The sequence below is a fragment of the Streptosporangium sp. H16 genome (genome assembly GCF_051918855.1).
Lineage (GTDB): Bacteria > Actinomycetota > Actinomycetes > Streptosporangiales > Streptosporangiaceae > Streptosporangium.
Map to the genome: position 1 here is coordinate 101,344 of NZ_JBPXMD010000011.1, position 12,044 is coordinate 113,387.

Annotated in this window: 16 protein-coding genes and 1 tRNA gene; 10 read left to right on the forward strand and 7 right to left on the reverse strand. The window is 68.3% G+C overall.

Annotated features, from left to right (window positions below; translation table 11 throughout):
• The first annotated feature begins 178 nt into the window (after positions 1–178).
• Both ACTOQ2_RS20055 and ACTOQ2_RS20060 read left to right on the forward strand, forming a co-directional pair.
• Entirely contained in the window at positions 179–556 is a 378-nt protein-coding gene (locus ACTOQ2_RS20055; RefSeq protein ID WP_440101261.1) for a hypothetical protein, read from the forward strand.
• Between the two features lie 2 nt (positions 557–558).
• Complete coding sequence (locus tag ACTOQ2_RS20060) at positions 559–813, forward strand: hypothetical protein (protein WP_440101263.1); 255 nt, start codon at positions 559–561, stop codon at positions 811–813.
• Between the two features lie 537 nt (positions 814–1,350).
• Here the strand turns inward: ACTOQ2_RS20060 and ACTOQ2_RS20065 are convergent.
• Both ACTOQ2_RS20065 and ACTOQ2_RS20070 read right to left on the reverse strand, forming a co-directional pair.
• On the reverse strand, positions 1,351–1,698 hold the full coding sequence (locus tag ACTOQ2_RS20065; RefSeq protein WP_440101265.1) for a hypothetical protein: 348 nt from the start codon (positions 1,696–1,698) through the stop codon (positions 1,351–1,353).
• 195 nt (positions 1,699–1,893) lie between these two features.
• Positions 1,894–2,388 (reverse strand): hypothetical protein, encoded by a 495-nt coding sequence (locus ACTOQ2_RS20070; RefSeq protein WP_440101266.1) that lies wholly within the window; start codon positions 2,386–2,388, stop codon positions 1,894–1,896.
• Here ACTOQ2_RS20070 and ACTOQ2_RS20075 point away from each other — a divergent pair.
• Entirely contained in the window at positions 2,363–3,130 is a 768-nt protein-coding gene (locus ACTOQ2_RS20075; protein ID WP_440101267.1) for a site-specific integrase, read from the forward strand. The two genes, ACTOQ2_RS20070 and ACTOQ2_RS20075, sit on opposite strands and share 26 nt — an antisense overlap.
• 59 nt (positions 3,131–3,189) lie before the next feature.
• On the opposite strand, the gene ACTOQ2_RS20080 is transcribed toward ACTOQ2_RS20075, so the two are convergent.
• The 4 genes from ACTOQ2_RS20080 to ACTOQ2_RS20095 form a co-directional block, all read right to left on the reverse strand.
• Positions 3,190–3,262: transfer RNA gene (locus ACTOQ2_RS20080), tRNA-Ala, on the reverse strand.
• A 114-nt stretch (positions 3,263–3,376) separates the two neighbouring features.
• On the reverse strand, positions 3,377–4,114 hold the full coding sequence (locus ACTOQ2_RS20085) for an HAD family hydrolase (protein WP_440101269.1): 738 nt from the start codon (positions 4,112–4,114) through the stop codon (positions 3,377–3,379).
• A 29-nt stretch (positions 4,115–4,143) separates the two neighbouring features.
• A complete protein-coding gene (locus ACTOQ2_RS20090) occupies positions 4,144–4,293 on the reverse strand; it encodes a DLW-39 family protein (protein ID WP_425580427.1) in 150 nt (49 codons plus the stop codon).
• A gap of 438 nt (positions 4,294–4,731) precedes the next feature.
• Positions 4,732–5,016 (reverse strand): GNAT family N-acetyltransferase, encoded by a 285-nt coding sequence (locus tag ACTOQ2_RS20095; protein ID WP_440101270.1) that lies wholly within the window; start codon positions 5,014–5,016, stop codon positions 4,732–4,734.
• Positions 5,017–5,366: 350 nt separating this feature from the next.
• On the opposite strand from ACTOQ2_RS20095, the gene ACTOQ2_RS20100 reads away from it, so the two are divergent.
• The 6 genes from ACTOQ2_RS20100 to ACTOQ2_RS20125 all read left to right on the forward strand — a co-directional run bounded on the left by ACTOQ2_RS20100 (position 5,367) and on the right by ACTOQ2_RS20125 (position 10,533).
• Positions 5,367–5,735: an STAS domain-containing protein gene (locus tag ACTOQ2_RS20100; protein ID WP_440101272.1), complete on the forward strand. Its 369-nt coding sequence runs from the start codon at positions 5,367–5,369 to the stop codon at positions 5,733–5,735.
• 202 nt (positions 5,736–5,937) lie between these two features.
• Positions 5,938–6,309: an STAS domain-containing protein gene (locus ACTOQ2_RS20105; protein WP_440070705.1), complete on the forward strand. Its 372-nt coding sequence runs from the start codon at positions 5,938–5,940 to the stop codon at positions 6,307–6,309.
• A gap of 194 nt (positions 6,310–6,503) precedes the next feature.
• Positions 6,504–7,040, forward strand: a complete 537-nt coding sequence (locus ACTOQ2_RS20110) for an ATP-binding protein (protein ID WP_440101274.1) — start codon at positions 6,504–6,506, stop codon at positions 7,038–7,040.
• 408 nt (positions 7,041–7,448) lie between these two features.
• Positions 7,449–7,742 carry a ferredoxin gene (locus ACTOQ2_RS20115; RefSeq protein ID WP_440101276.1) on the forward strand — a complete coding sequence of 98 codons (294 nt, stop codon included), beginning with the start codon at positions 7,449–7,451 and terminating at the stop codon, positions 7,740–7,742.
• On the forward strand, positions 7,739–9,130 hold the full coding sequence (locus ACTOQ2_RS20120; protein WP_440101277.1) for an NAD(P)/FAD-dependent oxidoreductase: 1,392 nt from the start codon (positions 7,739–7,741) through the stop codon (positions 9,128–9,130). Before ACTOQ2_RS20115 ends, ACTOQ2_RS20120 begins: the two co-directional genes overlap by 4 nt.
• Positions 9,131–9,276: 146 nt before the next feature.
• A complete protein-coding gene (locus ACTOQ2_RS20125; protein ID WP_440101279.1) occupies positions 9,277–10,533 on the forward strand; it encodes a cytochrome P450 in 1,257 nt (418 codons plus the stop codon).
• 36 nt (positions 10,534–10,569) lie between these two features.
• On the opposite strand, the gene ACTOQ2_RS20130 is transcribed toward ACTOQ2_RS20125, so the two are convergent.
• Positions 10,570–11,286: a YqjF family protein gene (locus ACTOQ2_RS20130; protein WP_440101280.1), complete on the reverse strand. Its 717-nt coding sequence runs from the start codon at positions 11,284–11,286 to the stop codon at positions 10,570–10,572.
• 231 nt (positions 11,287–11,517) lie between these two features.
• Here ACTOQ2_RS20130 and ACTOQ2_RS20135 point away from each other — a divergent pair, with 231 nt between their 5' ends.
• A complete protein-coding gene (locus ACTOQ2_RS20135) occupies positions 11,518–11,847 on the forward strand; it encodes a putative quinol monooxygenase (protein ID WP_440070699.1) in 330 nt (109 codons plus the stop codon).
• Positions 11,848–12,044: the final 197 nt, after the last annotated feature.

Below are 12,044 nucleotides of genomic sequence, written 5' to 3' on the forward strand. Positions count from 1 at the left end.
GAACGTTATTCATTGTGTGCACCTCGGGGGACTGGGGTCCTCCTGTCTCCCTCAGTCTCCCCTACTCGCACTGTCGGCGCGGGATACCCGGCGATGTCATGGGAGCACCAGGAAAAACGGGACCCGCAGGCGCGGTAACGCCGTACGGGTCCCTTGATCGCACGTGGAGGTGCGACCCATGGACAACTGTAGAGCCGTCCCGCCCGTCGTCGACGAGGCGACGGTGGAGAGCCACGACAAGGCGCTGGCGGTGGTTCAGCGGCTTCTCATCGAGCGGGGAATCTGCGCTCACCGCCACCACACGATCAGCCTGGGGCTGTTCGCCAACAGTGCGGCTGCATGGCCCGATCAGCCGCCGCTTCGGTCGTGGATGGAGCGGCACCCGCCGGAGCTGACCGTGAAGGGTCCGCAGGGCTGGCGCATGGCCACGGTGACCATGGGTCCGCGCTCGGGCAGCTACCTGGTCTCCCTGCGCGACAGCTCCAACCTCCAGGCGGTGCGAAGCGAGCATCCCGAACAGGTGGTTGCCCTGATCGTGGCTGCTCGGGGGACGTGACCGTGCACGGCTGGGTCATCTTGGGCGATGCGGCCACCAAGAGAGCCAACGGCCAGGAGGTCATCGTCACAGTCGGCAAGTCGGGCGACATCGGGTCGGCCATCAGGGCGTGGGAGGACGCTGAGCGCCACCGGATGCTGTACGAACTGGGCAACCTCGGTCGCCTGGTCGATGCCGCGATGGCCCGCCTCCAGGGCCACCACCGCCCTCAGGGAAGTCACGGAAAACACACGCTGCAAACCGATGACATCAAATAATCACCGGTCGAGTGCGGCAACAGACCTCCCGTGGTCATGTTGCCGCACCCGGCTGGCAATGGCCATGAGCAGGTGACCGTGTCATTCGGTGGCAACCTGACCCGGAGCACAGGGCCGCCAGGCCCGCGCACCGAAAGCAGGGCGGCAGAGTCCTTGATCATCTCGATGAAGACGTTGCTGATGATCACCGAGTGGAGACGGCCGGCGCAATGCCGCATGGCACCCCGTAGGGGCCGCGAAGCGGTTGGGCCGGCGGTCGGAGCGGCAGGCGGCAGCGCGTACCAGGGGCGGCGGGTGCGTTCGGTGCGGTGAGTGCTCGGTGCGGTGGGCGGCGGGCTTACGCCGTGCCGTCCCGGCTGGCGCGGGCCGGGACCGGCCGCCAGGGCCGCACGCCCGGCCCGCTGGCCGTGCCGGGACGGCGGGGCGTGTCCCGCCGTGCGGCGGCGCGAAGCGCTGGAACCAGTAAAGAAACTCTGAGCCACCCAACGAGTCTTTTCGTCCTGTATTTCCGCACCTCTTCAGAGACCGTCATTCACGCTAACGGCTTCCATGGTGCGAGCGTCTTCTCTGAGCGAGCGGGCGCGACCCGTTTCGAACCCGCCGCATCGCGAAACCGATCAGCCACATCTGCACGGCCAGCATCGGAACCGCCGACAGCACCCCGGTGGTGAAGGCTTCCTCCATCGCGGGTGAGCCACCGCAGTCCAGGACCCCTCCCCGCTCATACTGCTCACACTGGATGGCACGGATGACAGCGGTTGCGACGGCCCAGTTCACGAACGCGAGCACCGGTAGCGACATCACCACGAAGAAGGCGATGCAACCCGCCCTGCCCTCCGTCGTTGTATCTGTTCGGACCGGAACCGGCTCAAGACGCCGCCCCATGTCCCGTTCCTGTCTCATGGGCGGAGCCAAGCATGGAGGTGTGCTGAAACCGAGGAGAGGATGTGAAGGTTCTGCACGATCAGGTCTGTCCACACAGCATCTCGCATCCCCCGAACCAAAACCGCCTTCGATCAACTGCGATGACAGGATGAAAAAGCTTAACGATCAACATGTACGTAGATCATCAGAGGACTTCTAGATCATGAGGGCGATGCCGTCAGCGAGTTCTTGTGGGGTGAATACCGCGCTGGTGTCGTCGGCGAGTTCGGCGCTGTAGCCGATCTCGTAGCGGTTGGCGGGGGCTTTGACCTCGGTGACCTCGATGGGGTGGCCGTTGGCGTGGGCCATGGTGCGGCGGATGATCAGGATCGCCTCGGCGTAGTCCATGCCCAGGCGGGTGCGTTCGTCTTCGTAGGCGATGCGGGAGGTGGTCAGGGTCATCCACCGGATGGGGCCGTGCTCGCGGATGAGGGACTGGTAGAAGAAGCCGGGCCGCTTGCGGTACTGGTCGAAGCGCTTGGGAGTCTCCCAGTCGGGGAGCATGTCGGCGTTGGTGTAGGAGTTGATCTCCAGGCGGGCTGAGGCGCCGTAGATGGTGGCGGTGTGTCCTCGGTGCCACATGCTGCGGCGGTGGATGACCGGGTGTCCGGTGCGGACGCCGAGGATGATCGCGAGATCGAAGAACGCCATGGTCCGCGACAAGGTGAAGCGCAACGTCGTGGATTTGTGCGAGATCCCCGAGGGACGCCAGGGGCGTAAGTCCAAGGCGCTCACGCTGGCCCAGGCCACAGCTGTGATGACGGCTGCGGAACAGGCCAACGCGCGCATGCGCGGGTACGTCGTCCTCTCGCTGCTCACGGGAGCTCGTACCGAGGAGCTGCGCGGACTGTCCTGGACTCACGTGGTGGCGTTCGTCGACGAGCGCAGGGCATGGGTCCCCGTCACGGAGGCGGGGTGGGGGCACACCGAGTACGCCGTCTACGTGTGGCGGTCGGTCCGGCAGAGCGGCGACACCAAGACCGTCAAGTCCCGCCGGACCCTCAAGCTGCCACAACGGTGTGTCGAAGCGCTGCGGGATCTCTGGAAACACGAGGGGCTCAGCGACGGAACCACCGATCATGACGGAACGGGCAGGCTGGTGTTCTGCACGAAGAACGGGACCGCGCTGAGCGCTGGCAACGTCCGGCGGGACTTCCGGAAGATCCTCAAGGAGGCCGGGCTGGTCGACACGGAGTGGACGCCTCGGGAGATGCGACACAGCTTCGTCTCGCTGCTCTCGGACTCCGGCGTCCCCATCGAGCACATCTCTCGCCTGGTCGGCCACGCCAACACCGTGGTCACCGAGACGGTCTACCGGCTCCAGATCCGGCCCGTCATGCAGGAGGGCGCGACGGCGATGGACGATCTCTTCGGAGGCGCTCGGGGAGCTTAGTCACCCAGTTAGTCACTCAAGCCCGATTTTCATGATCACAGACTGAGCATTCCCGCAGGTGGAGCCTAGGAGATTCGAACTCCTGACATCCTGCTTGCAAAGCAGGCGCTCTGCCAACTGAGCTAAGGCCCCGAGATTCAAGCCGGTGGCCTGGGGAGACACCCTCGCACACGACCTGCTTCAGTCGTACACGGTAGCAACAGGAACCGCTCCTACGCCACTTGGATCCGCGCGGCGGGGCGGGCTTCAGTGGACGGCGGCAACGACGGGGGGTGCGACCGGCGTGACACCGAGGAGGAGTTCGGGGAGGTCCGTGACGGAGTCGAGAAGGTGGGTGGCTCCGCCGTTGAGGAGACGCTCCTTGCTGTGGACGCCGGTCAGGATGCCGGCCACCACCGAGGCGCCCGCGCGGCGGCCGCAGAGCATGTCGTTCTCGGAGTCACCGGCGACCGCGACCTGGCGGACGTCCTCGACGCCGAGGCGCATGACCGCGGTGAGGACCATGTTGGGCAGGGGGCGACCATGTCCGGCGTCTTCGGGGCACAGGGCGAGATCGATCTTTTCGGACCAGCTCAGGGTGCTCAGCACGCGGCTGAACGTGGTGCGGCTGAAGCCGGTGGTGAGGCAGACCTTGATGTCGGCACCGCGGAGCTTGTCGAGTGCCTCGACGACCCCGGGCAGCGGGATCAGGCCCGCGCGTGCGATGGCGCCCTCGTAGGAGCGCTCGAAGGTCAGATTGGCCGCCTGGGCCTGGGCCTCGTTGTCCGGGAAGATGCCCCGGAAGACATCGATCGTGGAACATCCCCGGGACCGGTGCACGTGCACCATGGCGCGAGCGTACGCACCGGTCCCGGGCACGATGCCCTGCGTGGCGATCGCCTCGGCGAACGCCCGCTCGACCATGGCGACATCGCCGATCGTGGTGCCTGCCAGATCCAGGCAGACAAGCCTGATGGGTGTTATTCCATCTTGGGCAAGGACCATGAAAGCACCCGAATCGGTAGCCGCGTCTGTCAGTTCTCGCTGCCGGTGGCTTCGGTCCACAGGTCAAGCTCGGCGCGGTCGGCCTGCACCTTGCGCCAGACCAGCAGCCCCCCGAGGGCGACAAGCGCCAGAACGAGCAACTTCTTCACGGTGTGACCCCACTTCTTGAGAAGTCTCACCTGCCGGGGTGAGACAACGCCCGGTTCGAACGGTTCCCTGCAGCCTAGCAAGGGATCGGGCCATGATCCGGTCTGCACGACAAGCCACCAGGGCCGATCCACACCAACCGGGTGATTTTCAGTATCATGCCGCACGGCACGCGTTCCGACGATCACAATCCGCCGTGAGTCTTATCGCGAAACCGTCCTGGTTCTCACGATAACCCCCGTGACGCTCCCGCTTTACCCTTCGGGAAGTTCCGGTCCCCGCCCGGCCGGGAATGGTGCCGCCCGCCATGACCACGACCAGCGCATTCGCCGGCTCCGGCTTGATTACGCGGAGCGCGAATGACACAAACCCGCTCGGTATGAAGCTTTTGGAACCTGCCGGGCCTGCCGGGCCGGCAGGCCGGGCCGGTGGAGCCTGCAGGGAGGGTGGAGCCTCAAGACTCGGAGCGGTCAGGCGCTCTCGACGAGATCGGCATAGTCAGGATGACGGTCGATCCACTCCCGCACGAACCAGCAGAGCGGGACGACCTTCGCGTTCTCCGCGCGGGCCGCGTCCAGTGCCGTACGGACGAGGGCGGACCCCACCCCCCTGCCCTCGTACTCCGGCTGGACCTTGGTGTGCGGGTAGACGATGACCCCGTCACGCCGGATGAGCTCCAGTTTCCCCGCCTGCCTGCCGTCCACCTCCGCCACGTAGGAATCACCGCCGGGGGAGAGCTTGACGTCCGCCTGCATGGAGGTCCTCCTTCGCCAGGCCGCCGTACGGTCGCACGGCGGTTCCTTGGTCAGCCGATCCCGCGCGGCGTTCATTCCCGGCCCCCTACCCGCTCCGCACCAGGTGTCCCCACCGGGCGGCGAGCCGGAAACCCTCGCCGGGGAGCGGGCAGCGGAGGTCTCGGCCGCGAGAAGGCATCCGATCGGACACGCTGGGTAGCCGGCTCTCGAGGCCCGAAACTCGCAGGCCGTGAACTGTACCGGTAACCGTCCGATTGAAGGATGATGGGAACAGGTGCCCGGCATGGCCGGCGCCCCATGGCGATCAGCCGACCCATCTGTGCCGACACGACAGATGTTGACTGACCTTCATGCGCACCCAGAAGGTGATCGCGATGACAGGTGACGTCGACCACGGTTCACTGCGCATTCTCTTCACCGACCGACCCGCCGGTGTGTACTGCGAGGGAGACATCGACCTCTGCACGCGGCGCGTCCTGGTACGGGCGCTCGCCATGGCGGTGGAACGGACCGATGGCGATCTGTACGCCGACCTCCACCGCGTCGGCTTCGTCGACGTCGGCGGCCTGAGAGTGCTGGCGGAGACGGCGTTCGGGATGGCGGGCGGCCGGAGGTTGATCGTCGACGGTCTTCGTCCGCACACGCGGCGGATCGTCGAGCTGTGCGGCTGGACAGAGGTGTTCAGCGTGGGTCCGGGCACCGTAACCACAGTGGGATAACGACTGATTGCTCCTCAGTTGTACCGTAAGGGTTCTCTAGAGGAATTCGGGGGGATCGTACGCTGAGAGTAACCAGAACGGCTTTCGGTCCCGAGGGGATCGTGATCGGGTCACCGCCCTCCGGTTCCGGTTCGGGCGCCACGCCCGGCGGCTGCCCCCCGGCCGAGTCTTCCTCCCACCGACTGTCTGCAGAGGTATATCCGTGAGCGCTGCCGTCCGCGTGACCGACGTGTCCGACCCCGCCGTGGAGGAGACGCTTCTTCTGGCCTTGGCCGGCGAGCTCGACTACAGCAACGCCGAGCGGTTCTACCACGACCTGCAGGAGGCCATCGGCCAGGGCAGGCGCGATCTCGTCATCGACCTGACCGATCTGACCTTCTGCGACTCCACGGGAATCCAGAGCTTCCTGACCACCCGCCAGACCGTCCAGGACCGCGGTGGCAGCATCATCCTGGTCAATCTGCACCCTCGCCTCGAAAGACTCTTCCATCTGACCGGTCTCGCCCAGGCCTTCGGAGTCCAGCCCACCGTGGCCGACGCCCTCAAGGTGCTGCGGCCGAGCCGGCCGTCGTAGCGGATCCCGGACCCCGATCGGCCGTCGCTTCCCGGGATACGACCGAGCGAACATCTGTTGGCTCGGGCGGTCGTAAGTTGGCAATGAGCGGGCAGGTGTCTAGCATCGTGTAACTCGTCAGCAACGCCCTGATTCTGGAGCAAGTCGGCTCGCCCCCCGGTGACTGCCAGACAAGGCGACCTCAAGGGGGTGTCGTGACCGGCGACCACGGCCAGCAGTGGCCGATCGACGAGGATCTCAGCGCTCTGCGGGATCGTCTCCAATATCATGCCGTTCGAGCCGGCATGCGGGGCGAACGGCTGGACGACCTCCTTCTCGTCACGAACGAGGCGGTCATCAACATCCTGGAGCACGGCGGGGGCAAGGGCACGCTGGCCATCTGGCAGGACGAGACCTATCTGACCGTCGACGTCACCGACACCCTGGGGCTCCTGAGCCGCTGGCACGTCCCCAGCGAACGCCCCACGGGCACCGTACGAGGGTTCGGCCTGTGGCTGATGAACCAACTGTGCGACGAGTTCACCATCGAGCGGATGGAGGAGGGATCGCGCGTCCGCCTGCGCATGCGACTCGGCCTTCCGGCGGCCCGGAGCGGGGCCGACGGTTCGGCCGACTCCGCGCAGGACGATCTCGACGACCTCAACACACCCGGCACACCCGCTCCCCTGCGGAGCACCACCGATTCCGTACGGGACGATCCCGGCCAGGGCGAGCTCCAGGTTTCGTTCTGAAAGGTCCCGGGAAGTCCCGGGGGTTTTGACGGCCCGGCCCTCTCTCCGTACGCAATCCTTGACCGTCCTCTGGCGCAAGGGCGATGTACCGGCCAAATGTCCGGGTTAGCCTTATTTAGGCAGGTCAGCGCCTTACCAGGTGGTGTCACGGGGAGGTGTCTGATGTTCTCCGGAATCGGCCGGGGACATCGGCCCACCCCGGAACCGCACGCCCAGTCCTTCGTATCCGCCGCGTCTCCCGCCCTTTCGAGGGCTTCGGGACCCTTCGAACCCCACAAACGTCCCTGACCGCACGCGGAGCCGCCCGCCGGGACAGACGCCAGGGCCGCCGCCCGCCGGAATCGACCTCGCCGTCCCGGTTCTCTCCGTCTCACTCAGCCGTACGAAGGTTCGGAAGGGATGGTCCGTATGAGGGTCGTCGTCGACCTGGCGCGATGCCAGGGATATGCGCAGTGTGCCTTCCTGGCTCCGGACACGTTCCGGATGCGGGGGGAGGAGGCGCTCATGTTCCACTCCAGTCCGGATGAGGCGCAACGGGACCGGGTCCTGCGCGCGGCGGCGGCCTGCCCGGTCCAGGCGATCCTCGTCGACTGGCTGGACGCGACCGCGATCCCGCCCGCGATGACCACCGGAACGGCGACGGCCGCGACCGCGGCGCCCGGCACGGGGACGACGGTCGCGACCGGAACGGCGACGGCGTGACCAGCGAGCGAAGCGAGGAGACGTTCAGGCGCGACGGCCGCATCGTCATCGTCGGCGCCTCACTCGCGGGGCTGCGGGCCGCGGAGGCGCTCCGTGACGAGGGCTTCACCGGCTCACTGACCCTCGTCGGGGACGAGGCGTGCGAACCCTATGACCGGCCCCCGCTGTCCAAGCAGGTCCTGACCGGCTGGGTGCCCGCGAACGGCACCGCGCTGCCCCGGCGTCGCGAGATCGGCGCGGAGTGGCTGCTCGGCGTGCCCGCCTCCGCGCTGGACCTCGCGGGCAAGCGAGTGGAGCTCGCGGACGGGCGGGAGATCCCCTTCGACAAGTTGCTGATCGCCACCGGTGTGCGCGCCAGACTTTGGGCCGACGAGGCCGAGGCCACCCTGGACGGCGTGTTCGTGGTACGCACGTGCGACGACTCCGGCCGCCTGTGGGAGCGGCTGGCCGCCGGACCCGGCCGAGTGCTCGTCATCGGGGCCGGTTTCGCCGGCTCCGAGATCGCCTCCGTGTGCCGCGAGCGCGACATACCGGTGACCGTCGCCGAGGTCGCCGAGGCCCCGCTGGTGGGAGCGCTCGGAAGCATGATCGGCTCGATCGCCGCGAACCTCCAGCGTGCCCACGGCGTCGATCTGCGCTGCGGCATCAAGGTCACGCGGCTGGAGGGGGACGAGCGGGGGCGGGTGCGCCGCGCCCACTTCTCCGACGGCGGCACGGTCGACGCCGACGTGGTGGTGGTCGCGCTCGGCGGGGTGCGCAACACCGAGTGGCTGCGGGACTCGGGGCTGGCCGCCGGCGTCTGGGGCGTGGCCTGCGACTCGGGCTGCCGGGCGTTCGACGTCAACGGCCTGGTCACCGACGACGTCTTCGTCGCCGGGGACGTGGCACGCTGCCCGCACCCGGTCTACGAGTACCGGTTCCTGTCGCTGGAACACTGGGCCAACGCGGTGGAACAGGCCCAGGTCGCGGCCCACAACATGGTCAGTTCCCCGACCGACCGCTGGCCGCACCTGTCCATGCCGACGTTCTGGTCGATGCAGTTCGGCGTCAACATCAAATCCGTCGGTGTCCCGGTCCTGTCGGACGAGGTCGTCGTGACGCAGGGATCGGTGGAGGAGCACCGGTTCGTCGCCGCGTACGGCTACCGCGGCCGGGTCACCGCGGCGGTCAGCTTCGACAACGCCAAGTGGCTCGATCACTACCGGCATCTGATCGAGACGGCGGCGCCCTTCCCGCCTCCCTGCCCCACACCCGACCAGCCCGCCGACATGAGGCCCGTGCCCGCCCACTTCCCCGACTCGGTGATCATCACCCATGGAGCGACGGTGGTGGTCACCGGCTACGAGCCGAGCGAGCGGCGCGTGGCGTTCGCGCGGCCGGGCGGCTGACCAGGTTCGACCGGCCTCGAACGAGCTCCACCCGGCTTCACGGGGCTCGACCTGGATCAACCAGTCTCGACCGGGTTCGATCGGTCTCGACCAGGGACGGTGGAACTCCGGGCGGCCGGAAGCGGCACAACCGAGGAGAAGCGGCCATGACAGTCACCCAGGCGTCCAGCACTTTCCAGCGGATTCTCGACCACTCCAGCCGGGCCGATCCGTACCCGCTCTACGCCGAACTGCGCAGGACCCCGGTGGCCCGGCAGGAGGACGGCGGCTACGTCGTCAGCACCTACCGGGAGATCACCGCGCTGCTGCACGACCCGCACCTCAGCTCCGACGCGCACAACCTCGACCACCCGGGGCACGCCCTCGCCACGCGCGGGGACTCGCCGGCGTTCATCGGCCTCGACCCGCCGCAGCACGACCGGCTGCGCCGCATGGCGATGCGGCACTTCGGCCCCCCGCACTCGCCCACGCTGGTGGACGACATGCGGCCCGACCTGAAAGCCGTCGTCACGCGCCTGATCGACAACCTGGTGAGCAAGGACGAGATCGACATCGTCGACGACTTCGCCTACCCCTTCCCCGTCACCGTGATCTGCCACCTGCTCGGCGTGCCCCGCGAGGACGAGCCGCGGTTCCACGGGTGGGTCGAGGCGATCGTCGCCATGCTCGACGTCGACCCCGCGCCGGACCCCGCGCCGAACTCCGCGCCGGACTCCGCGTCGGACTCCGAGGAGCGCGTGCGGGAGGGCGTACGGGCCCGCGAGAGCCTCAGGGCGTACCTCGCCGAGCTTTTGGAGAGCCGCCGCGGCCGGCCCGCGGGTGACGACCTGCTGTCCCGGCTGGCCAACGACGACGGGCCCGACGGGCGCATGACGGACGAGGAGATCGTCAGCACCGCCAACCTGCTGCTCATCGCGGGCCACGAGACGACCGTCAACCTGATCACCAACGGCGTGCTGACGCTGCTGCGCCACCCCGGCGTGCTGGAGCGCCTGCGCCGCGAACCGGAAATGATCATCCGGACGGTCGAGGAACTGCTGCGCTACGAGCCTCCGGTGCATCTCATCCCCTGGCGGGCCGCGTACAGCGACCTCACCGTCGCGGACACCGTCATCCCGAAGGGCTCGCGGATCACGCTCGTGCTCGCCTCCGGCAACCGCGACCCCGCCTACTTTCGCGACCCCGACCGGTTCGACCCCGACCGGCGGGACAACCAGCACCTCGGCTTCGGCGCCGGCGTCCACCTGTGCTTCGGCGCCCCCCTGGCCCGGCTGGAGGCGCAGATCGCGCTGAACGAGCTCTTCCGCAACCTGGAGGGCCTCCGGCTCGTCGCCGACCCGCCCCCGTACCGGCAGAGCGCGGTCCTGCGCGGGCCGCGCCACCTCCTCGTCAGGCAGGAGTGACGGTACGGACCCGGGCCGGGAGGGAGGGCTCGCGCGTCACCGGGTCCACATCCCGATCCGTACCGGCACCCCGGATGAGGCGTGCAGCACGGGAGCGTGATCCGGGGCGTCGAGCCCTCCCGCCTGGAGCAGGTCCTGGTCCAGATGGATCAGCCGGGCGTGGCGCAGCGGCCAGTCGGGGTGCTCGATCTGGGCCGTGGCCGTCCTGCCCGCGACCGTGGTGAACAGCCGGTAGCGGGCGGTCAGGAAGTGCGCCAGCTCGTCACGCTCCGGCTCCGCGAACGGCGGGCCGAGCTCCACGACCGCGTCACAGCGCGCCCCCGAGGGCCCCGGAAGGCGCCGGCGGCAGCGGTAGCCGCGCCGCTCGCCGACGGCGCGGACGGCCATCCGGGACCAGAAGTAGGGCAGCCGGTACCCGGCCCGCGCGCCGAGCACCGCGAGCAGGCGCCCGGCGTCCAGCGACAGGAACCAGACACCGTCCCGCCCCAGCTCGTCGCGTACGTACGTGCGGACGTTCGTCTCGGGAAACCGGGACAGCCACGGCAGCGCGGGCACGCCGGGCGCCCGTACGTCCTCCATCAGGAAGGTGGTGAGGCCTACCCAGGCCGCGCCGTCGAAGGTGTCGACCGTGAGCCCGGGGGGCAGCAGCCGCTGGATCGCGGCCGGCGGGTACCGCCAGTGCATGAAGGTCATCTCGGACCAGCGGTGGTACATGACCGGGCGGGTGAGGTGGGGGGACGGCGGAGCCTGCATGATCCGCTCCTTCTCGGGTGGCGGTGGCGCCCGGGTGGCGCGTCCGCCACTTATCTTGGCCATGGCGCCGGGTATCGTCCCGCGCGACACCCGGGAGCGGACATCCGTCTTGATTTTCGACAGAGCCACGACAGAGCCATGATTTCCACGGAACCGCGATTCCGGCGGAACCATCATTTCGACAGATCCGGCATCTCGCCGGAGCCGGAACAGAGCTGAAGAGGCCAACCAATGATCTTCATCGCCGTCAAGTTCACCATCCGTCCCGAGCGCGCCGAGGAGTGGCTCTCGCTCGTCGACGACTTCACCCGGGCCACCCGGGACGAGCCGGGGAACATCTTCTTCGAATGGTCCAGGAGCGTCGACACACCCGGCCAGTTCGTCCTGCTGGAGGCGTTCGCCTCGTCCGCCGCGGGCGCGGCGCACGTGAATTCGGACCACTTCAAAACCGCGATGGCCTGGATGCCCGAGGTGATCGCGAGCACGCCGGAGATCATCAACGTCGAGACGCCCGGCGAGGGATGGTCGCGGATGGCGGAGCTGACACCGGCCCAGGGCTGAACCACCCGGAGTTGAACCACCCGGAGTTGAACCACCCAGGGCCGAACCCACCCGGAGCCGAGCGACTCTGAGCCGACACCGGCCCGAAGCCGAGCGACCCGGAGCCGACACCGCTCCGGAGCCGAGCGACCCTGAGCCGAGCGGCCGGCCGCCCCAACCATCCGGAAGGCCGGGCTTCACCCCCGGTGCCGTGTCTG

Excerpts from the sequence above, each read along its gene's own strand:
- ACTOQ2_RS20055 (WP_440101261.1), top strand. The coding sequence starts at position 179 with ATGGACAACTGTAGAGCCGTCCCGCCCGTCGTCGACGAGGCGACGGTG.
- ACTOQ2_RS20065 (WP_440101265.1), bottom strand. The coding sequence starts at position 1,698 with ATGGGGCGGCGTCTTGAGCCGGTTCCGGTCCGAACAGATACAACGACG.
- ACTOQ2_RS20075 (WP_440101267.1), top strand. The coding sequence starts at position 2,363 with ATGATCGCGAGATCGAAGAACGCCATGGTCCGCGACAAGGTGAAGCGC.
- ACTOQ2_RS20070 (WP_440101266.1), bottom strand. The coding sequence starts at position 2,388 with ATGGCGTTCTTCGATCTCGCGATCATCCTCGGCGTCCGCACCGGACAC.
- ACTOQ2_RS20085 (WP_440101269.1), bottom strand. The coding sequence starts at position 4,114 with ATGGTCCTTGCCCAAGATGGAATAACACCCATCAGGCTTGTCTGCCTG.
- ACTOQ2_RS20095 (WP_440101270.1), bottom strand. The coding sequence starts at position 5,016 with ATGCAGGCGGACGTCAAGCTCTCCCCCGGCGGTGATTCCTACGTGGCG.
- ACTOQ2_RS20100 (WP_440101272.1), top strand. The coding sequence starts at position 5,367 with ATGCGCACCCAGAAGGTGATCGCGATGACAGGTGACGTCGACCACGGT.
- ACTOQ2_RS20115 (WP_440101276.1), top strand. The coding sequence starts at position 7,449 with ATGAGGGTCGTCGTCGACCTGGCGCGATGCCAGGGATATGCGCAGTGT.
- ACTOQ2_RS20125 (WP_440101279.1), top strand. The coding sequence starts at position 9,277 with ATGACAGTCACCCAGGCGTCCAGCACTTTCCAGCGGATTCTCGACCAC.
- ACTOQ2_RS20130 (WP_440101280.1), bottom strand. The coding sequence starts at position 11,286 with ATGCAGGCTCCGCCGTCCCCCCACCTCACCCGCCCGGTCATGTACCAC.
- ACTOQ2_RS20135 (WP_440070699.1), top strand. The coding sequence starts at position 11,518 with ATGATCTTCATCGCCGTCAAGTTCACCATCCGTCCCGAGCGCGCCGAG.